This window comes from Lysinibacillus sphaericus, assembly GCF_001629735.1.
In the GTDB taxonomy this organism is placed as follows: Bacteria; Bacillota; Bacilli; order Bacillales_A; family Planococcaceae; genus Lysinibacillus; species Lysinibacillus pinottii.
In genome coordinates, this window is sequence record NZ_CP015224.1 from 2,221,869 (window position 1) to 2,243,488 (window position 21,620).

The 21,620-nt window shown below is 36.8% G+C and carries 21 protein-coding genes; 6 read left to right on the forward strand and 15 right to left on the reverse strand.

The annotated features are described in order from the left end of the window. The first annotated feature begins 227 nt into the window (after positions 1-227). A complete protein-coding gene (locus A2J09_RS10835; protein WP_012295195.1) occupies positions 228-962 on the forward strand; it encodes a metallophosphoesterase in 735 nt (244 codons plus the stop codon). A 16-nt stretch (positions 963-978) separates the two neighbouring features. Here the strand turns inward: A2J09_RS10835 and cyoE are convergent, their stop codons facing one another. From cyoE to A2J09_RS10860, 5 genes are all read right to left on the reverse strand, one after another. Continuing rightward, complete coding sequence (cyoE, locus tag A2J09_RS10840) at positions 979-1,929, reverse strand: heme o synthase (protein ID WP_036162134.1); 951 nt, start codon at positions 1,927-1,929, stop codon at positions 979-981. A 278-nt stretch (positions 1,930-2,207) separates the two neighbouring features. Then, positions 2,208-2,861 carry an alpha/beta hydrolase gene (locus tag A2J09_RS10845; protein ID WP_012295197.1) on the reverse strand — a complete coding sequence of 218 codons (654 nt, stop codon included), beginning with the start codon at positions 2,859-2,861 and terminating at the stop codon, positions 2,208-2,210. 42 nt (positions 2,862-2,903) lie between these two features. Beyond that, positions 2,904-3,461, reverse strand: a complete 558-nt coding sequence (locus A2J09_RS10850) for a hypothetical protein (protein WP_012295198.1) — start codon at positions 3,459-3,461, stop codon at positions 2,904-2,906. A gap of 140 nt (positions 3,462-3,601) precedes the next feature. Beyond that, positions 3,602-4,303 (reverse strand): tetratricopeptide repeat protein, encoded by a 702-nt coding sequence (locus A2J09_RS10855; protein ID WP_012295199.1) that lies wholly within the window; start codon positions 4,301-4,303, stop codon positions 3,602-3,604. Between the two features lie 97 nt (positions 4,304-4,400). Further along, positions 4,401-4,880, reverse strand: coding sequence for a thioredoxin family protein (locus A2J09_RS10860; RefSeq protein WP_012295200.1), 480 nt, complete (start codon positions 4,878-4,880; stop codon positions 4,401-4,403). 193 nt (positions 4,881-5,073) lie between these two features. On the opposite strand from A2J09_RS10860, the gene A2J09_RS10865 reads away from it, so the two are divergent. After that, positions 5,074-7,368 (forward strand): YhgE/Pip domain-containing protein, encoded by a 2,295-nt coding sequence (locus A2J09_RS10865; RefSeq protein ID WP_036162136.1) that lies wholly within the window; start codon positions 5,074-5,076, stop codon positions 7,366-7,368. An 80-nt stretch (positions 7,369-7,448) separates the two neighbouring features. Further along, on the forward strand, positions 7,449-7,961 hold the full coding sequence (locus tag A2J09_RS10870; RefSeq protein WP_012295202.1) for a PCYCGC motif-containing (lipo)protein: 513 nt from the start codon (positions 7,449-7,451) through the stop codon (positions 7,959-7,961). Between the two features lie 518 nt (positions 7,962-8,479). Here A2J09_RS10870 and A2J09_RS10880 read toward each other — a convergent pair. From A2J09_RS10880 to A2J09_RS10905, 6 genes are all read right to left on the reverse strand, one after another. Beyond that, positions 8,480-10,519: a cellulose biosynthesis cyclic di-GMP-binding regulatory protein BcsB gene (locus A2J09_RS10880; protein ID WP_012295204.1), complete on the reverse strand. Its 2,040-nt coding sequence runs from the start codon at positions 10,517-10,519 to the stop codon at positions 8,480-8,482. Continuing rightward, positions 10,519-11,790, reverse strand: a complete 1,272-nt coding sequence (locus A2J09_RS10885) for a glycosyltransferase family 2 protein (protein WP_036162843.1) — start codon at positions 11,788-11,790, stop codon at positions 10,519-10,521. Before A2J09_RS10885 ends, A2J09_RS10880 begins: the two co-directional genes overlap by 1 nt. After that, positions 11,783-13,225: a polysaccharide deacetylase family protein gene (locus A2J09_RS10890; protein WP_012295206.1), complete on the reverse strand. Its 1,443-nt coding sequence runs from the start codon at positions 13,223-13,225 to the stop codon at positions 11,783-11,785. The genes A2J09_RS10885 and A2J09_RS10890 overlap by 8 nt, the downstream gene beginning before the upstream one ends. Next, on the reverse strand, positions 13,215-14,072 hold the full coding sequence (locus A2J09_RS10895; protein ID WP_036162138.1) for a diguanylate cyclase domain-containing protein: 858 nt from the start codon (positions 14,070-14,072) through the stop codon (positions 13,215-13,217). Before A2J09_RS10895 ends, A2J09_RS10890 begins: the two co-directional genes overlap by 11 nt. Further along, complete coding sequence (locus A2J09_RS10900) at positions 14,053-15,114, reverse strand: hypothetical protein (RefSeq protein ID WP_227256824.1); 1,062 nt, start codon at positions 15,112-15,114, stop codon at positions 14,053-14,055. Before A2J09_RS10900 ends, A2J09_RS10895 begins: the two co-directional genes overlap by 20 nt. Positions 15,115-15,387: 273 nt before the next feature. Next, positions 15,388-15,924 (reverse strand): hydrolase, encoded by a 537-nt coding sequence (locus A2J09_RS10905; protein WP_012295209.1) that lies wholly within the window; start codon positions 15,922-15,924, stop codon positions 15,388-15,390. Positions 15,925-16,437: 513 nt separating this feature from the next. Here A2J09_RS10905 and serC point away from each other — a divergent pair. After that, positions 16,438-17,526 (forward strand): 3-phosphoserine/phosphohydroxythreonine transaminase, encoded by a 1,089-nt coding sequence (gene serC, locus A2J09_RS10910; RefSeq protein ID WP_012295210.1) that lies wholly within the window; start codon positions 16,438-16,440, stop codon positions 17,524-17,526. 267 nt (positions 17,527-17,793) lie between these two features. Continuing rightward, positions 17,794-18,153: a hypothetical protein gene (locus tag A2J09_RS10915; RefSeq protein ID WP_031417000.1), complete on the forward strand. Its 360-nt coding sequence runs from the start codon at positions 17,794-17,796 to the stop codon at positions 18,151-18,153. Positions 18,154-18,223: 70 nt separating this feature from the next. Here the strand turns inward: A2J09_RS10915 and A2J09_RS10920 are convergent, their stop codons facing one another. Genes A2J09_RS10920 through A2J09_RS10930 form a run of 3 tightly spaced genes read right to left on the reverse strand, consistent with a single transcriptional unit; the run spans position 18,224 to position 20,273 of the window. Next, positions 18,224-18,652: a Fur family transcriptional regulator gene (locus A2J09_RS10920; RefSeq protein WP_012295212.1), complete on the reverse strand. Its 429-nt coding sequence runs from the start codon at positions 18,650-18,652 to the stop codon at positions 18,224-18,226. Further along, complete coding sequence (locus A2J09_RS10925; RefSeq protein WP_031417001.1) at positions 18,649-19,512, reverse strand: metal ABC transporter permease; 864 nt, start codon at positions 19,510-19,512, stop codon at positions 18,649-18,651. The genes A2J09_RS10920 and A2J09_RS10925 overlap by 4 nt, the downstream gene beginning before the upstream one ends. 14 nt (positions 19,513-19,526) lie before the next feature. After that, positions 19,527-20,273: a metal ABC transporter ATP-binding protein gene (locus A2J09_RS10930; protein ID WP_012295214.1), complete on the reverse strand. Its 747-nt coding sequence runs from the start codon at positions 20,271-20,273 to the stop codon at positions 19,527-19,529. A 164-nt stretch (positions 20,274-20,437) separates the two neighbouring features. Here A2J09_RS10930 and A2J09_RS10935 point away from each other — a divergent pair, with 164 nt between their 5' ends. After that, complete coding sequence (locus A2J09_RS10935; protein ID WP_012295215.1) at positions 20,438-20,674, forward strand: Nif11 family protein; 237 nt, start codon at positions 20,438-20,440, stop codon at positions 20,672-20,674. Positions 20,675-20,723: 49 nt separating this feature from the next. Here A2J09_RS10935 and A2J09_RS10940 read toward each other — a convergent pair whose 3' ends face one another. Beyond that, entirely contained in the window at positions 20,724-21,617 is an 894-nt protein-coding gene (locus A2J09_RS10940; RefSeq protein ID WP_012295216.1) for a deoxyribonuclease IV, read from the reverse strand. Positions 21,618-21,620 lie beyond the last annotated feature (3 nt).

Consider the following 21,620-nt stretch of genomic DNA (forward strand, 5'->3'; position numbering starts at 1 on the left):
GCATTCTTGCTTCTGCTGTTAGTTGTTTGTTTGCCCTCCTCCCCCTCTCACACCCATACACTATAGACAAATATATAAAGCAAAGAAATGACTTGCCATATGATAGAGAGAATGAATTCTGTGAAATTTCTATGAAGGATAGATAGTTGAAGCTAGGAAGGTCGAAATTTGCAGAAATATTTCCTATACTTAATAGTAACAGCTGTGATATTGAAAGGATGGCATACATGAATAGAATTCTAGCAATAAGTGATATACACGGAGAATTAGCGCTTTTTGAAGAATTATTATTAAAAGCAAGCTATAATCCAGAAGAAGATCAACTTTTTTTACTGGGTGATTACATCGACAGAGGCCCTGCTTCTAGCGGCGTGTTAAATTTAGTGAGTGAATTACAAGAAAAAGGAGCACGAGTTCTCCTTGGCAACCACGAGGCGATCATGCTTAATGCATGTCGTTCAGGTCTTGCTAAACCATGGAACCATTGGGTAGGACTTTGTGGTGGAGATGCAACATTGGCAAGCTATGGTTACCAGCTAAGCGATTTTGAGGATGCCATTGCTACCCAAACATTGCCTAGCTTTATCAAAACGCTGCCAAAGCTAGAGGAACATTTACAATTAATTGAAAACTTCGAAACATACATTGAATTAGAGGATGCTATATTTGTACATGGCGGAGTTGTACCAGGCGTTGCGATGGCAGAAACAGACCCCATGCAATTACTGTGGATTCGAGAAGAATTTCATGCAGGCTATGAAGGAGATAAAACCGTTATCTTTGGACATACACCTACGTATAGGCTTCACCAAAATCCAACAGATTACAGTGTCTACTTTGGTGAAAACAATATTATCGGTATTGATGGTGGTGCTGTATTTGGTGGCCAATTACACGCATTTGAATGGCCCAGTCGTCAAATAATATCGGTCGAACATAAAAAACCAACAAGTGACGATTAACTTGTTGGTTTTTCCATTAATATAACTTGAAGATAACACCTACTAAAGAGTACACAATAACTGTTGTGAATAATATGGTCATATGGAACAGTGAGAAAACAAACATTTTGGTTGCCCACTTCACTTGATCTTTATTACTATGATAGCCATATATACTCATTACTAGCCATGCAATACTTAATAGTAATGCAACGAGCATAATTCCCACACTTAGGGAACCAAATAAAAAGCTTGATAGAATTAATAAAATTAGATAGAAATTTGTTTGATAATACGTACGGCGCATACCTTTAACAACAGGAAGCATCGGCACGCTTGCTGCTTCATAATCTACACGTTTGCGAATTGCAATGGCATAAAAATGCGGCATTTGCCAAATCACCATAACAAAAAATAAACCTAGTATTGCAGGGTGTGTAATATCTGTCGATACGGCAGACCAGCCAATTAATGGCGGGACAGCACCACTTATACTACCAATTTCTGTATTATAAATCGTACGACGTTTTGTCCACATTGTATAAGGGACTACATATAAAAATACTCCGAGCAAACCAAATGCCGCTGCTAATGGTGACGCAAGCGCCAATACAGCTAAGCCGATGATTAACATAACTATCGCTAATGATAGAGTCGATTTTGCTGACATTTCCCCAGTGACGGTCGGTCTGCTTTGCGTACGAGGCATGATTGCATCGATATCACGGTCATACACATTATTAAAGGCCCCTGCTGCTCCAATGACAAGGGCAGAACCAACTGTCGAAAAAATCATTTCTGGTATATTGTCTATGAACGTCATTTTATTTTTGTACATCCCTAGCGTTAAACCAGCCCACATTGGTATTAAATTGGATTTGATAATTCCTGTTTTGACTGTTTGCGCTAAAATAGTAGAGCGGGACGATTTCCCTCGTGGTTTTGCGGAGGATTGCGGTTTCTGCTCCGAGTTCAGATTTTGTTCCATTTATCTTAATTCCTTTTCTCCATAATTTCGACACGCCACAATCGATAGAAAGCGACAAAATTTGCATCTAGCACATCAAATTATTATTTTACCCCTTTTAGATCTGTTCTGTCTCTAAGTTCACATAAAGTACATGTTTTTATCTAGTAAAGCACGCTCATTCACAACATCTTCTATGATACCACCGACTGGCATGAATTTGAACCTTCTTGCTCGATTCTTATCATTACTATTCAGGAAAAGAAAAAAGCCGAGGCAGAATTTTGCCCCGGTTTCTATTATTGAAGATCTCCTTGAAGTTGCTGGGCCAAAAACGCCACTAGATCACGCATATTATCAGGTGTTACTCCATGCCCATCTGGATATTGCTTAAATGTCACAGTTGCACCAAATTGTTCGAAAACCTCTTTACTTTCCATTCCCCATTGTGACGGAATAACATAATCATAATCGCCATGGGAAATAAAGGCTTGTAAATGTTCAACGGAGCGAATAGAATATTCCTCTGTTACAAATTTAGGTGTATAGCCACTTAATGCGACAATGCCTGTCACTAAATTTCCCATCACAAAGGCTAATGATTGTGCTAGCACAGCCCCCTGACTAAAGCCTAATAAAAATACTTTATGAGGATCCACTTGATATTCATCAATTGCCTCTAATATAAATCGTTGCAATGCCACTAATACTTTATCAAAGATGGCACGATCTGGTTGTCCTACCTCTTGAATAGTGAAAAAAGCATACCCTGGTTTTTGTGTAATGGGTCCACGCAAACTAAATATATGACATTGTTCTTGAAAGTCCTGTACTAATTGTGGTAAGTCCTCTTCATTACTGCCCATCCCATGCAATAAAAAAATAGCTGGGTATTTTTTTGTAGTATCCATATTTGTAGGTGGTGTATGCTTAAAAGTAAATGGTGTATTCATATCTTCAAATTCCCTTCACAGTAAATCTTTGTAACAATGAAGCTACAGTAATTTTGTTTTATTGATTAATCCATCTGTATGGTAGGCAATATATCCATTGACAACACGAATGGTCTCTAGTGGATTTGCGTCAAAAAGTATTTGGGATTGCTCAGGTGTGGACACAAGAACCGTTAATAAATCCATACGCATAGAATGACCAGCAGAGCTATATGCATAGTCGTAGATAATTGCTTCCTCTGTCAGGCCCTCTGTCTCATATTGTTGATGGAACAATTCCTTTACAGTATCCATTTGCTCTGCAACTTGTTGTCGGATACGCATCTGATGCATCAATAATTCCTCTTCTAAAGTTGAGGGCTTCAACCACTTTTTAGCCTCTAGCATGTTCAGAAATTCTTGCTCCCATGCCTGTTCATTCTCAGTAAAGTAGAGCATATTGATCATTAGCATGTCCCAAAAATCAACGGCCGTAGCTGCTGAATTTCGTTGCATTGCAATAGTTTCTTTAAAGTGTTCTTCTACCTTTGTAATATTCATATGTCGAACTAAATGATTACATACGTTTTCAATAAACTTATTTGCCACTTCTTGCGCCATAAAAAATCCGTCCTTTATACTACAAATCATTTTTTCCTATCTTATCATACCATGATTGTGAAATATGGCAACGAAGCCCTCTCTATAGTCATTTTCACAAAAGGATGTCTCCATTTGTATAGGAAGACATCCTCAATGAACTACGAGAAAACATAGCTATCCATAGTATTCATAGTGTTTTGAATGGCAGCTTTCAATGATTGTTGATGTTCACCACAGGAAGCCAATGCCTCCTCCAAAGCGATTGCAGCATTCGCCATAAACGGTGCCATTTGCAAATCCTTGGCCAATTGAATAAGAACTAATGCCTTATTCCATTTCCAACGAGGGTTTGTTGGATCTAAATTGATCGCCTGTTCCAAATAACCAAGTGCATCAAAAGGCATCCATCCAAAGCGGTGCATCGTCTGGCCAGTTATCCCCCAATATACGGCCTTATTTGGATTTTCTTTAACGGCTTGTTGAAAGCAATGTACACTTTCATTGTATTGATGAGCAAATAAAAACAACTCTCCTTGCGTAAAGAAGGATTGAGCTTTTTCATTAGCTGTTCCTGTCTTTGCCACTTCTTCTAATTGCTTAATATTGTCTGCAAATGCTTCTTCAACTTTGATTGATCGTATTTCTACAACCTTATCGGATTCTGGATAGCTTTCGTCCGCACGTTCTACATGCTGAATTTCTTCATAAAGAGTTGGCTTTGGATAATGAGCGAAATCATACTCTTCTAATAAAGCTATATATTTCTGCGCGTATGCTTTTTCCTTTTCATTTGTCACCATTTTTGCCGCCTCATAACATTTCATTAGTTCGCCATTGTAAAAATAATCATCCATTGACATTAAAAATCCCCTCCAGTGTATAACTATTCAGTATTTTTAGTATACACTACAACATAAAAAGAGACTGATCAAAATTTTGATACAGTCTCTTTTAGTGCTATTTTTTTAACACTACCGTGTTTAAGAAGTTGCGTAAGTCCTCTTCTTTAAGTGCCCCTACAAAACGGTTCACTTCTTTTCCATCTTCAAAACGGATAAACGTTGGTGTTGCTTCAATATGATATTTATCCCATAGATCTTCATATTCATAGACGTTCAATTGAGCAATGTCGACACCCAGTTCATCTGCAATTGGCATTAACTCAGGAGTAAATGCTTGACAGTGTACACAAATCGGGCTGAAGAAATAGGCATTGACAGGTTCACCTGCTTTAATTTTTGCCTCTAATTCGTCTGGTAACATAATGTTTTGATAGTTTTTGTCATCTAATTGATCAATTGTTTCTTGTTTAAGCTTTTTATCGCCATAAGGGTTGTTTGCGCTTTCTAGTTTACTTTTGTTTGAGACATTGGTAAGTACAATGATTGCTGCAAATAATACAACAATAACAGAACCAATAATTAATAATTTTTTCACTAGAATAGTGACCTCCTTTTTTACACTAAAATCCTAATTTTAGTGTATCCGGATTGATTATAAAGTGTTTTGAAAACCTAGTAAACTAATTCGCCTTTAAAAAAAGAAATTTCACATTTATAACATAATTTTAAGTATATTTGGGAACATACATATTGAGAGCTCATGCAAAATTTGAATGTGGGGTGATTATATGAAAAATTCGTTTCAGCATGTATTTCAAATTTACACGAAGGATATCCGGAATATTGTCACAAACTGGGTCGTAGCTGTCATTGTAGGCGGATTGATTTTTCTTCCTTCACTCTATGCCTGGCTAAATATCTATGCCTCTATGGACCCATATGCCCACACATCCAATATGAAAATCGCGATTGTTAACGAGGATACAGGAACCACCGTTCGAAATGAAGCGATTAATGTTGGCAATGAAGTCATCGAGAATTTAAAAACCAATGAAAGCTTTACTTGGGAGCTTGATAACGAAAAGCAAGCTATGGAGCATTTGAAAAATGGAGATTATTTTGCCATGATTGTTATTCCTAGTGACTTTTCACAAAAGCTCACCTCCATTCTAACAGATCAACCGACAAAAGCTCATATTGATTATTATGTAAATGAAAAAAAGAATCCAATTGCTCCCAAAATTACAAGTAAAGGAGCAAGTGTCCTCACCCAGCAGGTATCTAGTGAATTTGTATCGACGGTGAATGGTACGTTATTCTCCATTTTTAATACCATTGGTCTCGAAATGGAACGTGACATTCCTGACTTTCGAAAATTTGAAAACTATGTCTTTACCATAGAGCAGCATTTACCTGATATCAATTCATTTTTAGGTCAGGCTTCCCTTGAAGGGAAGGAGGCCGATCAATTACTCAATCGTGCGCTTACACAAATTCCACAAGTGGAACAATTAACAACGAATGGTTTAACTACCATTCAAAAAGGTCTAAATCTTGTGAACGAAGCAGATGCTCTGTTTAATGAACTATCTCCTCTTATCAAAAAGGATGTACAAACTGTTCAAAATATTGCACAGCACTTCACAGATATGATAAACAAGCTCAATAGTATTGATCTTGATTCAAGCTCTATCGCCCAAACAAAAGAAGCACTAAAAAATCAATTGTCGACGTCCAAAGAAAATATAGCACATAGTATCCAAACACTTGAGGCACTGCAGAAGTTGATTCAAGCAGATACTTTAACCCGAAATCAGTTACAGGATTCCTTAGACAATATCATCACATCCTTACAGCAAAGTAATGCCCAAGATAATCAGCAAATTATAAAGCAACTTACTGGCATCCGTGATGCCTTGCAAAATAATCCGAGCTTTACCGATTCAACTTTAAACGCCTTAAAAGATCTGCAACAACTAAACACTTTACATGCAGATATCCTTACAAAAATTGAACAATTACAGCCAATTGATAAAGAAGTTATTCAACAAGACATTATAGCGATTCAGAAGATGGCACAAAATGCCACGGCTAATTTGCAAAAGTTTTTGGTCTACTATAACGATCATCTGGAGCCACAAATCCGCTCAACATTGTCTAGTGCTAAAAGTACATTATCAAGCGCATCTTCCATGTTGACGGATGTAAAACAATTCATACCCCAGGCAACTGATAAATTGACACAAGCAAAAAATACGTTAGGAACGGCTAATAATGCGCTACAAAAAATTCAAGGAGAGTTCCCTACGCTGAGTACAAAAATCAAAGACTTAGCCACTAAACTTCGAACTTTAGAAAATGAAGCTGATATTTCTGAGATTGTGCAATTATTAAAGAATGATGTCAATGCCGAGCGTGATTTCTTTGAAGAGCCCATTAAACTAAAGGAACATCGAATATTCCCTATTGCAAACTACGGAACAGCGATGACACCATTTTACACAGTGCTGTCCATCTGGGTCGGTTGTTTATTATTAATTTCACTATTATCCGTAAATCTTCATGAGAACTCACCTTATAGTATTCGTGAAATTTATTTTGGTCGCTTACTAACATTTGCAACTTTTTCTATTATTCAGACCCTTATTATTACAATTGGTGATACTTTTTTAGTTGACGGCTCTATTCAGGCACCCACTTATTTTATCTTGTTTGGACTTTTGATTAGCGTAGTATTTGTAACAGTTGTGTATACATTAGTCTCAGTCTTTGGAAATGTTGGAAAGGCTTTAGCGATTGTCATGCTTGTTTTACAAATTGCGGGCTCTGGTGGAACATATCCTGTTGAATTACTGCCAAGGTTCTTCCAAATTATTAACCCATTTTTACCTTTTACGTATGCAATTGAAATGATGCGTGAGGCTGTGGGAGGCATTATTTGGTCAACGGTATGGATAGATCTCCTTTTCTTAGTTGGTTTCTGGATTGTCTTTATCCTATTCGGCTTTTTCTTAAAAAAGTTACTGAGCGAAAAAATAGAACATTTTATGAACAAAACACGCGGGCTAGATATATTTCATTGAGCTTCAACTAGGCTTCATGTAAATGTTTATGAGAACGATGTTATAATGGAAGTATTGTAAACATGTAGGAGGCGCTATCGTTGAAGAAAAGGGTTTCTATTTTTATTGTTTTGGCGTTAATGTTATTAAGTGCTTGTGGAGAAAATACGAAAAATGTTGAAAATGAACATGTAGCTACAGAGGGGGAAGCGTCCCACGAAGGGGATAGTCATGCTTCAGGTGATATTCAGGAAGAAACAGCTTCAGCAAACGTTCTTCCATCGTTTTTAGAGGATAAACAAGAAAATATTCGCTTAGTGTATCAAGTCGCTGGACAATCTACAGAAATTCTTGAATGGATGCCATGTTATTGTGGATGTGGTGAATCTTCTGGCCACAAAAGTAATTTAAACTGCTTTATTCAGGAAAAACGTGAGGATGGATCCATCGTCTGGGATGATCATGGCACTCGTTGTTTAGTCTGTTTAGAAATTGCTGTACAGTCAGCTAAAATGCATCAGGATGGCAAGAGTCTAAAAGAAATTCGCCAGTTTATTGATGAGACTTATAAAGAAGGCTATGCAAAACCAACACCAACTGATATGCCAGCATAAAAAAGCAACGTCCATCGAGAAATTCACTCTCGATGGATTTTGTCATTTTTTCTTTCTTTTTTATTTCCGATATTCGGTAAATCACTGTCGATTTCAATATACGCTTCGAGCATAGTTGCTCTTCTTAAGCTATTTGCCATATTTTCTTTCAATTCATGGCAGCAAAAGTAAGCATCCATCGCCTGCATGGACAATTTGTAAGGAAGATAAATGAAAAATCTATAGCAGCTTCGAGTTTTCGCACTAAATAATCTTTGGGAACTCTTTGATCCACCGTTAACAGTTCTAATTGTTCACATTCATTGATTGGATTATTCGTCATTATGGGTGATTGGAACGAAGGGCGGCGACTCCTGCTGGAAAGTCTAAAACCTGGACTGAGCGGATGTTTTCTGTGCAAAAGCAAAGCGGTAGTGGAAATCAACGGCTTTACTTCATTTTTTAAAAAAAGACTGTAGGCAAACTCAAAATTCAATGAGTTTGACTATAGTCTGACGCAAAGTCGCTTAACCTCGCTTTTATTGTTTCACTTGATTTTTCTTTCTTTTCCGAAGGCTGACATATAAAATCACTGCAATGATCATTATTAATCCTACAAATTCTGCAATTAGGATAAATGAAATTTCTCCTTTTTTATCCGTTTTTACATCATTTTTATTAACGTTTTGATTTACTGCTACGACAAACTGTCCTTCTTTTGTTTCAATCGCTGCACCTGCTTGCGAATCAGTCTCTTTCAGGTGTGCAAAAAAGTCCCCTTTTACAGAAGCATTCTCTAACGTTTGAATCCACAATAACGGCCGCTTTTTCTGCCAGAAGTTCCTAGTCATATAAGCATATTGTCCAATTGCCTCAGGTAAAAAGCCTTGTTGGATTAACTGCTCCGATGAATGTGGAATATGGGTACCATTTTTGGAAAGCCATTTGAGCTGCTTCATGTCCCCCATGAAAATGACCGCATGCTTTTGTAAATCTTCTTCTGTGACGTCTTTGTCATTCATAAGCGTGATGTTAGCCATTTTACCATTCATCATTAATGCTTTATACATTGATACCATCGTGACATCATCCATGCTTTCATTATCAGGAACCACCATTAATGTATGATCATGAAAGGAATTCGGAAAATCACGTAGAGTAAAGGTCGGTTCAGCTACATCTTTAGTAATAGATAAAGTACTATCACTATCTATATATAACCAATAACGTTCATTCGTCGTTTCACATGGATCCTCTAATTGAAAGCCTGTTACTTCGAACTGAATATCTGTCATGGATTGTTGATTAAGAACATTGGTTTGAATAGGTAGTAAAGCTTCATACATATCTGTAGTAGTTTGCTTTATCTTTCGTACATCTACCGAGTGTGGGACATTATTAATATAAGCAATCAATTCAAGTTTCCGATCGTCATCTTCATAATGGTCCGGTATACTGGCTGATTTCTTTAATATTAATCGCATGACCGCTTCTTTATTAGCCTCTAATTGTGGCAAGGAAACATAATAACGCGGGGTCATCGTTAATTGACTAGACAATGTTTGGCTTTCAAAGCCAAACTGCTTAAAGGAAATCGTTGTATCTGAAGTGCTGTCTATTTTCGGTAAATCTTTAATAGCTAATGTATTTCCGATTAATTGCTCGGATAATCTAGACTCTGTTAAAAAGGATAATCGTTCCTCAATCGCTTTAGCACTATTAGAAGTCACAGCCAAAATAGGGAGCCGGCGATTGGAATCTGTATTTAGTAATTCCTGTATAGATAATGTCATGGTGTCGTCACTAACATTGATTTTAGCTAATACATTTTTAATTAAGCTTGTACTAAATTCCTGTTGTGAGCCTACGATAACAATAGGACCAGACACTTGATTGACCGCATCTTCCCGTTGTATCTGTACATTCGTATCACCATGCTCCGATAAATAAGCAGCGAGCTGGTATCCACTATTTAAAGTCGCTCCAGAAGCTTTCTTTGGTAAAATAACTGTTGTTTCATATCCCTCATAGCCCAAAAATGCAGTTGGATAATTAGCTAAGGTCCATGCAGGGTTCTCCTCGCTAAAGGCGGAAATGGAAGATAGGATATCGATACGTAACCAATTACCTGCATTACCAGGTGGCACACAAATACCTTCTTTTAAAATCCCATAAAAACTTGCAGTAATCTTGTGAGTCCCTTTTAATAAAGCCTCTTTCGGAAGATTTACCACAATGTTTTGCTTGAGCGAATCGGCTTTTAATGGCACCGATATAATCGCTACATCATCCACTTTTACGGTAAAGGAGGATGGTGCTATAAGTAGCTCTGAATGTTGAATTTGAAAGGTTACCTGCTGGCCATTTTGTTTCACATCATCTACTAGATTATAATAAAAATCTCTCGACGAAGAAGGTCCCTGTAATTCAATGGGCTGTGATAATAATGGCTTGTTTTGCTTCTGATTACCTTCTATTGCCATTGTATTATCATCTACGGTAATGGTAGCCGCAACAGCGTCGTTTGTAAAACATAAAAAGCCTATAAAAGTAAGTATATAGAAAAATTTGGCTCTCATTATTCCGCTCCTTTATCTGTTTGCTTTGAAAATCGTTCAGTTTTATACCATTGCACTTCTTGTCCGGTAAACATGCGCTTTATTTCTAAAAATAATGACCATACGACTAATACGATCCACATTTGAGAATAAGTAAAATACATAAGAATGACATATAAAAAATTCTTTTTATTCATTTCAGTTTTTTCAATACTTAAAGTAATCATTACTTCTCCTAGAAATAGTAAAAAGGCTAGTACCCATAAAACAAGAGCAATATCACCTACGGTTAAACCAATGTCATAAAATAAATTAATAACAAATAAAGCATTGGATAAAATAACGCCAAAGAAAAATAAGAAATATGTGAAGAAGAAGTAAAATAAATCAAATATAATACTTTTTCTTTTTAAGGTGAAAAATTGGCTTAAAAACTTCAGAACCACATATTGATTGCCCCTTGCCCACCTTGTTCGTTGTTTCCACCAAACTTTTAATGTCTCTGGCTCCTGCTCCCAAGTAATAGCTTTTGGGAAAAATCGAATATGATAGCCTAAATTATAGACACGGATGGTCAGCTCAGTGTCCTCTGCTAATGCTTTGACATCCCATCCACCTAACTGCTCTAAAACTGTACGGCGGATTGCAAAATTAGTACCAGGAATGGTCGCTACTTTAAACCACTTCCAACGACCTCCCTGAGCCATCCACTGGAAGCAAATCGTCTCTATATTAATAAACCTTGTCAACCATGTTTCAGCCGCATTGATGACACGAAACTTCCCTACAGTTGCAGCAGCTTTAGGGTCATTCATGAGACCCATTACTAAATACCAAACTGCCATGCGTTCAGGTGTATTATCGGCATCATAGACCACTACAATGTCTCCTGTCGAATCCGCTAACGCAGAATTTAATGCCGAGGATTTACCCTTCCCTTTGTTCGGCTCCACGGTTTCAATGACTCGCATAAATGGAAACTTTTCAGCATACTGCAAGGCAATATTTCCAGTTTCATCAGAGGAATTATCATTAATAACAATCACCTCTAATTTATCTTTTGGATAATACAAACGAGACATAGCCCGTAAAGTTTGCTCAATTACGAGTGCTTCATTATGAGCAGGAATAAAAACACTGACAGAGGGTACATCGGTCATTTTTTTAGACCATTCATCGATCGGTTTTTCAAATAAACGAAAATGTAAATAGCCTCCCTCCATTAAAAACATATGGTAGAGCAGCATAATCCAAATGAGGAAAAGTGAAATAAAAAATAAAAGATTAGCCAGTTGTCTTCCTCTCCTCAAATAATCTCTTACGCAATGTGATTCGTAAACGTAAGGTGCTTATAAAAAATAATGTAACAAACAAAGAAACAATAAGGACAAGTACCCATAAAATTAATTCGAATGGCCGTTCATCGAATACAATTTTTAAAAGCTCTGTTTTAGAAAAAGTTAGGTCAATGGTCTGTTCACCATCTTTATGTTGGACGATTGTAACATTCTCTGACTTTACTTGTTGGTTTGTTTGTCGGAAATTCATGAGTTCTAGCTGAGGATGCCCTTTTAGCACATCAACGAGTTCTTGAACATAGGATGCATTTACATAAGCAGGGTATTGAATGCCAATTATTGAACTGGGAACCTGTAATAAATAATCTATTTTTTGTTTCACAGTATACAAAGGATTGATGTCTGTATCAGAAATGGTTCCCACCGTCATTGGATAAATGGTCCGGTTGTCCATTTGTTTAATATAGAAGGATTGACCTTCTTCCTCGATACTTCCTTTAAATAGGCTACTCTCTTCACGGCTTATCGCCGGATAAATTTTCCGGAGTGCTAAATATTCAAGACTTTTTTCAGGTGATGTAGAGGAAGAAAGGATAAAAGGATAACCTTCAATTTGTAGCTTTTGTAAATAACTTAATAATTTTTTATTATCATGTAAATAATATATATTTTTTTCAAATTTATCCAATAATATAGGTGTTACCTCAAGAGCAATAGGCACACTATTTCTAGTGAATTCCTTTACTACCTTTTCTAACTTTTTCACATCTGTTTTCATATTAATATCTGATAGTACAATAAAAGCAGGATGTGACTGAGGCTTGGGTAATTGCAGCAAGTCACCCATAACACTAGGCCATTGATATTGTAAAGTCCCTCTATTGACAAAATCTCCGATATAAGCCCAATTGTTCTTTTTAACGATGAAAGGATACGATTCATTCATGGAAGAAGCCCTATTCATGACTTCGAAATCAGCAGATGGTAGGACACTTTTCCATTTCACAGGATTGTCTAAACTCTCTCCCCCAATTGTTCGTAGCTCCACTATTTGACCTTGCTGCCATTTAGCAAAGGGACTGAATTGAAGAGCATTCTCACCAATTAGAATCGCAGAACCCTGAAAACGATTCACCGCTGCTAGAGCCTTTCCAGGAATAGCTGTTGGATAAGCATTTAAAATAACCAGGCGTTTATATCGTTGTAGCATCTGTTCATCTATTTCTTCAATCGCTAAAACATCCACGGACGTATATACTTGAAGCATTTCTTGCAATGCCATTACATCAAGATTTGGTTGTTGAGTACTTGTAACAAAGATTAATGCTATATCTTTGTCATCTTGGACAGCAAATACAGTCTCACTTGATATGAAAGTATAAAAACAAAGCATTCCAATGGCGAACCATAAGTTGTATTTAGAGCGCACCTGTTTTCATCTCTCTTTCTAATTCTGTTAAAAAATCATCAAATGTTGCTTCCATCAATGGACGATAGGTAATAAAGCTTGTTTTATAATTAAGTGTTACCCATTTGCCATTGACCAATTGATGGTTTTTTAATGCTTGATCTAGTTTGTCATAAATAACTTCCATATGCTGTTCTGTTGTATCGATTAATAGCAAACCTATATGGTTTTCACGAAAACGAAACTTTTTATCAGTTTGTCTGACCGTTTGTTGAATTCGTTGTGAAAGCTGTTGCCATAAATGCTGTACCTCTTTCGCACCATACAGCTTTTGGAATTTATCATAATTTTCAAGCTTTAAAATCATAAAGACAAACGTATGTTTATGTCGGTCTGACCTACGCATTTCTTCATTGACACTTATACGCATTCTCGTTTCATTATCAAATCCTGTTTCCACATCAATGGCTACATAATTTCTAACATCGTCTTGCAGTTTTTTTAAATAGTTTCTCTGTTCTCTCATTAATTCATGCACCTTACCAGCACAAAGAATGAGGATCAATAGCAGAATCCCATAAGCGAAAAACATTTGCATGGAAAAAGTAGTGTTTAGAAAAATGACGGCTCCTGCTATTCCTGTATATAGTAATGTAGAGCCCGTTATAAAAATAAAGATAAGGCTACTAACAAGCCCAAATACAGTCCCCCTCCAAAGGGTAAGTACAATGAGAATCATTAAAAAAATATATAATAATATGCCTTCAGCATCCTGACGGAGTAAAAAATAAGCTGGTATTTGTAACAATAAAATGAGTATCGTTCCATAAAGCAAAATAGCTCTATTTCTATTCATTGTGGTACGCATTTTTTACCTCCCTTTCTGCTAATAGTGGTAGCAAATTATCAAAACTATGCGTTAACTTTGTATTTTTATCGACATAACCTGATGAAGGATCTTTTAGTGCTATCATCTTCTCCATGAACTGCTGAGCTAATTGCTTTTCATTTAACGCCAGCATATATCTTGCTGCCATGGCATAAACAGCGGGCGATTCAAAGGTAACGGTCGGTTGATTTGTTTGAGCACTATAACGACCATAGAGTCTGCCATCTCTTTTCAAAAGCTTTAACAGCCAGTTTTTAAATGGAATTGTGTCCCCATCCATCGAAGCAAGATGATAGGCTGTATATAATTGATCAATCATATGCAATTCCTCGTCGAACACATAACTTTTGGAGGAAAGGTCAAAATATTTTGGGAAAAATCCTGCCTCAGCTATAGGAGCATTTTGTAAAATATCTAACTGATATTGAACTTGTTGTGGAGATAATAGGTCATGCTGTTCCATCTTCTGAAAAGCAGAAGGCATAATATAGCTTATGGTTAAAGTAGTTGCTTTATCATGACTGCTGACATCCACAAAATCGACAAACAGCTCTTGATTCATCCCATACTGAACCAAATTTTCTCCAATTTTTTTACCCAATTGTTCATAATCTGAATCATGCCACTTCTCACTTGCATCTAGTAACACTCGAATAATACGTAGATCATCGATTAGTGCATTCACAGAAGCTTTTTTAGTATCTTCTAATCGCCATACAATAAAGTCATTTGACAAAAAATACAATTTCAATACATCAACCTGTTCATCAAAACGTGCATGATCACCTTTTTCTACTAGATAAGCAAGCCATAGCCCAACCGATTCAGATAAAAATACATCCTTTTGGTTAGCTAAATCTGTGCGTAACAATCCTTTTTCATTCATTAAATCTTCAATGACAAATTGTTCCGTCTGCGAAATTGCGGGTTCTTTTTGTAATGCTACCTCATTTCCATTACAGCTTATTAAAAGAAAAACAACACTAGTTATTAAAAAAAACCATTTTAAAATTTTTATCATTGTCATCTTCCTCATTAAGAGTTATTTTTCTATAATGAAACCAGATTTTATCATGTAGTATACTACAATTAGAATGGCTAAGATTTTATATGAGTAGAATCATACTTTAAATATACTCTAAAAAAAAATGCCCAAACGAGGTCTATAGACCCATCAGGCATTACACAATTATTCTATAAAAACTATATTTTTTTAATTTCCTTTTTAAAGCAAGATTGTAAATTGTCATTCCTATTATTTTTGATACAGACCAATGGGTACAACTTATTGGTATCACTTCACAAGCTGTAAGATTGTTTTAAAATGTTCATGGTCTGCTCGTTGCAAAAGTTCATATAAAATCATTTCCATACTCGTTGGATAAATACCTAGGGCACTCATTTTAGCTAATCCGACTTCCTTATTGGCCTTTGTTCGTGAAGAAACAGCATCTACCACTACTTCAACTTCAAATCCTTGTTCTTTCAGTTGTCTAGCTGTTTGGTATACGCAAATATGCGTTTCAATGCCCGTAACAATAAATTGAGAACGTCCACTTTCCTTTATTGCTTTCACAAATTCGTCTTCTTCCCATGCACTAAAAGCCATCTTAGCAATAGCTTGTCCTTGTAAATGTTGTGCTATATCGAGTGCCGTACCGCCTAAACGACTTGGGTTTTGTTCTAGCCATAAAACAGGGACTTTCAGTGCTTCCATTGCTTGTATCAGCTTAGCAATATTGGCAATCGTTGCTTCACTTTCATCAACAATCGTTGCTAGCTTTCCCTGCACATCTACGACTACTAAACAAGCATTTTCTACTGTAAACATTATGAACACCCCTTTACTATTCTCAATCTATTATACAAAAACTTACTAGGTAATGGGTTAATTTCATACATTTTCATGCATCGTCTTCATAAATAATCGTTTTATTTTCTAGTCTATCCTTTTCTATAACTCCAACAAGAATGACTTTTTCTACAGATACAAAATCCGAACATTAAACCGTTCGCAATCGACTGAATTTATTTTAATTACGAAAATTCTAACTTTATCACCTATGAAATTATACTTTTTGTTCGTATTTGAATTAAAAACGTCTGTTAATTGTGTACATTTTGTTGCGAGGCTGTCGCTATTCTGCTCAAATATTAAGAATTTTATTTTTTCTCTTGAAAATTAAGTTATAATCCAGTAAAGTTCTGTTATCCCGCTTTAATGGTCCTATTTGCTAATAATTGTTCTTAGACGATTAAAGCCCGATCAGTACAGTGTATATTCAGCAGTTCATAGCCACTGGATAAAATTTCACATATTAACCAAACAAGGAGTGTACCCACTTTGACACAACGTGCATACAATTTCAACGCAGGTCCATCTGCTCTGCCCCAAGAAGTATTAGAAAAAGCTCAACAACAATTAGTAGACTTCCGTGACTCAGGTATGTCGATTATGGAAATGAGCCATCGTAGTGCCATTTTCGATGAAGTACATAACGAAGCTATCGCCTTATTGAAAAAGCTATATGCAATACCTGAAAATTACGAGGTGCTATTTTTACAAGGGGGGGCTAGCCTCCAATTTACAATGGTGCCAATGAACTTCCTATCTACTGACCAAAAAGCAAGTTATGTATTATCAGGCTCTTGGTCTGAGAAGGCATTCAAGGAGGCTAAATTTTTCGGTACACCTGTGGAGGCTGCTAGCACGAAAGACAACCAATACCGCAATATTCCTGCCCTAGCAGACATTCAGTTCGATGAAGATGATGCCTATGTGCACATCACTTCTAATAATACTATTTACGGTACACAGTGGAGAGATTATCCAGATACGGGAAATGTACCATTAGTTGCCGATATGTCTAGTGATATTCTTTCTAAACCAATTGATATTCAGAAATTTGGACTTATTTATGCAGGTGCTCAAAAAAACCTAGGTCCTTCAGGTGTTACAGTTGTTATTATACGCAAAGATCTTCTTGAAAAAGCAAATAAAAGTATTCCAACAATGCTTAAATATACAACACATGCTGATAGTAATTCTTTATATAATACACCACCTACATTTGGTATCTATATGCTAGGCGAAGTGTTGAAATGGGTAGAATCTAATGGTGGAGTCACTGCAGTTGAGAAGCGCAATGAATTAAAGGCTAAAGTTATTTATGATGCGATTGACAATAGCAACGGCTTCTATAAAGGCCATGCCACTCCAGAGAGCCGTTCACTTATGAATATTACATTCCGTGTAGCCGATGAGGAGCTTGAAAAACAATTCCTAGCGGAAGCAAAAGCAGCTGGCTTTGTAGGGCTAAATGGCCATCGTTCTGTAGGTGGCTGTCGTGCGTCAACTTATAATGCTGTGCCATTAGAGGCTTGTGAAGCTTTAAGAGACTTTATGGTCGATTTCCAACAAAAACATCAATAATGTTATGAAAAATGACGATGAGTTACGTTTCTGTAATGACTCGTCTTTTTTTTGTTTCCAATGATAATCTATCCCCATACAAATATCATTATTAGATTTTTATAGCAAAATTTACTTTTAGGACTTTGCACAATGCCAAAGTTTTAGAGAAAAATATAGATTTTTATGCGGACTATCGGACAGATTACCAGCCTCTATCTATTTACTAAACATAGATTATTACTGTAAGGATACTCTTACGAACATAGAGGAAGGGAGGTCTGAACGATGGAGGATAGACGATATACAACACAGATGAACTGGCAAGGTTGTAAATGTCCAAAAAAGGAAGAGAAATGTTGTCCACGAAAAGAAGAAAAATGCCCTTGTCAAAAAGAAGAAAAATGTACACCGAAAATGAGCAGCAATTGTAGAGGCTGTATTTGTCAGCAATTAAGAAAATTAGAGCTAGCTACTACACTAGACATCTTCTTATCTGGAGGTATTAGCTTCTTAGGTGTGACTTTCATTTCTTTCGATCCAAGAAATTGCTGTGCTTACTTCCTTGAGCCTGGTGCGGCTGCTGCTTCACCTTTAATTGTAGACTGTAATAAAATTGTTGCGATTCGTAGAGTAGCAGTAGCTTAATAAAATTAGAGAGGGTACATTCCTATAAGGAACAACCCTCTCTTTTACATAAAAAAACTCTGTCCATTTTTTAAGGTGACAGAGTTTCTTGCTTACAGTCCGGGCATTTCCCATATATTTCAAACTTATGATTTTCAATTTCATAGTCAGGTAGTTTTTCTCCTAACATTTCCATCGGACAAAGATTGAGCTCTTTTACATTTCCACAATCCATACAAATAAAATGATGGTGATGATGTGCGGATTCACAGTGCATTCGGAAATTACGTTCTCCAGATAGCTCTGTTTCCTCTAAAATCCCTAGCTTCACAAATGTAGCAAGGTTGCGGTAAATGGTATCAAAACTCATTCCCGGAAAATCCTTCTTTAAAACATCCAATAAATCACGGGCGGTTAGATATTTATCTGTTGCTGCAAACATATCTAATATTAACTCCCGCTTATCTGTTTTTTTAAAACCATTTTCTTTTAAAATTTCCCACGCTCTTGAAACATTCATTGTGCTACCTCCCCTTGCTTCGCAGCCATTTTAAATGCTACTTTCTTTCCAAGAATCACAAGTAGCAATATCAAAATCGAAGTGACAACAATTGTACCTCCCGGCGCTAAATCCAAATAAAACGCACTAATCAGACCGATTAATACAGCCGTTTCACCAAAAACAATAGCATAAAAGATAGTTTGCTTAAAGCCTTTTGCTAATCGCATAGCTGCTGCAACCGGTAACGTCATTAATGATGATACAAGTAAAATACCTACAATGCGCATACTTGCAGCAATGACAAGGGCAGTCACAATCATAAACAATAGATGCACCCATCGTGCTGGAAGGCCGCTTGCTTTTGCATACTCTTCATCAAAGGATAAAACAAATAATTCTTTAAAAAATAAAAACAAAAAGAGGATGACGACAGCAGCAATTCCAATCACTACCCAAAGATCTTGGCGGGATACAGCTGATACTGAGCCAAACAGATAACTCATTAAATCTGTGCTAAAGCCGCTGGCAAGCGATATAAAGATAGCGCTTATACCTATACCGCCTGACATAATGATGGGTATAGCTAACTCCTCATAGTGCTTATATAAACGTCTTAGACGCTCAATTAAAATAGAACCACTAACAGACGCTAAAATCCCTAGATAAATAGGGTTGAGCAACGCTAAGGCGGTCACAGATTGGCTAATATATAAGCTCCCTGCTATTCCAGCAAGTGTGACATGTGACAAAGCATCGGCAATAAGCGATAGCCTTCGTACTACAATAAAAACGCCTAATAGTGGGGCAAGTATGCCAATTAATAATCCAGAGAAAAAGGCGTTTTGTAAAAATTCATAATGTAAAATTGCTTCAATCATTGTGCCTTCTCCTTCTAATGAATCTTTCTCACAGAATGGCCATACCAAGCATCTAGCGCACCCTGGGAAATATTATCAAATTCATTTTTGTAGCCATGGAAGTGAATCGTTTGATTTAAACAAGCCACATGGCTAATGCGATTAGATACGGTATCGACATCATGTGTGACAAGAATCATTGTAATTCCCTGTTCCCGATTTAATTTCGCCAGCATATCATAAAATGACTGCACGTTCTCGTGATCAATACCAACAGTCGGTTCATCTAAAATAAGTAATTTGGGATCACTGACTAAAGCTCTCGCAATAAACACTCGTTGCTGTTGTCCACCTGATAATTCACCAATATTACGATGTTCAAATGCATCCATACCAACTGCCTTTAACGCTTCTTGAACTTTTCCTTTAGCTTCTCGTCCAGGTCTTTTAAATAGCCCTAATTTTTTCGTTAATCCACTTTTCACGACCTCTTGCACGGTTGCTGGGAATCCTGAATTAAAGGCATTGGATTTTTGTGAAACATAACCGATCCATTCTCGATGTTTAAACGTTGCACTTGGTTCACCAAAAAGCTTTATTTCTCCCGAAAGAGGCTTCAATAAACCTAAAAGGATTTTTAATAACGTTGATTTCCCCGAACCGTTTGGGCCGAGTAGCGCTAAAAAATCGCCCTCTTCTACACGAAAGGAAATATTTTTTAAAACTTGTGTATAGTCATATTGAAATGACACATTTTCAATGTCAATTAATGTTGTTTTCATGCATGATCGCTTCTTTCTAATTCAAAATCATTACGATTTACAAGTTGTAAGTATATAGGAAAGTGCAGTTTTTGTAAAGAAAAGAAGATGTCTATTCTTTTTGAATGAGGAAATGGCGACCGTTTAAAGCATTTGATTAACCATATCATAAAGGAGGATTGACTTTGAGTATTCAATTTTTACAGCAATTGGCACAAAGCACGGATAAGGAAATTGTCGCGATTGCTCGTGAAGAGGGCTTTGACATTACAACTTCTGAAGTAAAAAAACTTCGGCCTTATTTGGAGCAATTCTCATTTTCCTGGCTTTTTTTAGGCATTCCTAAAGATATTTTAGTTGAAGTGGAGGCTGTTTTAGGAAGAAAGCGCTCTCGTCAGCTAATCGCACTTTTTACAAAATAACGTAATAAGGCCCAACATCAGCACTGTGGCTGGATGTTGGGCTTCTTTGTTAGCCTTTTAAAGCCTCGATAAGCTCAGGCTTAAATGTACTGCTGCGCAGCATCTCAATTTCAGCTTTGTATGGAGCTGATTTTGATTTGGCATCACTAGCAAGTGGAACGAATGGTGTTTCTAAAATTTTAGGAATCGCCATTAATTGTGGATGGTGCACAACATAGTTCAAGGCATCAAAACCAATGTGACCAAAGCCGATATTTTCGTGACGGTCTTTAGCAGCGCCTCGCACATTTTTTGAATCATTAATGTGCAGAACTTTGATGCGATCAACACCTATTAATTTATCAAATTCGTTGAGAACACCATCGAAATCCTCGACAATGTTATAGCCAGCATCGTGTGTATGACAAGTATCAAAGCATACAGAAAGACGTTCGTTATGAGTGACACCGTCTATGATTTTAGCTAACTCTTCAAAGGAACGGCCACATTCTGTTCCTTTCCCTGCCATTGTTTCTAATGCAATTTGGACGGGATAATCTTGCGACAATACTTCATTTAAGCCTTCAATAATTTTGGCAATCCCTGCATCTGCCCCAGCACCCACATGTGCACCAGGATGCAAGACAATTTGTGTTGCCTCTAATGCTGCTGTACGTTCAATTTCCGACTGTAAAAAATCTACACCGAGTCGAAAAGTTTCTGGTTTTTCCGTATTGCCAATATTGATGATATAAGGAGCATGAACAACAATATTAGTCATGCCATGCTCTTTCATATGAAGGCGACCATTCATAATGTTCAGATCGGCAATCGCTTTCCGACGTGTGTTTTGTGGCGCTCCTGTATAGATCATAAATGTATTAGCTCCGTACGATAATGCCTCTTTACTAGAGCCAAGTAACATTTCTTTCCCACTCATCGAAACATGTGAGCCAAGTAGCATGTA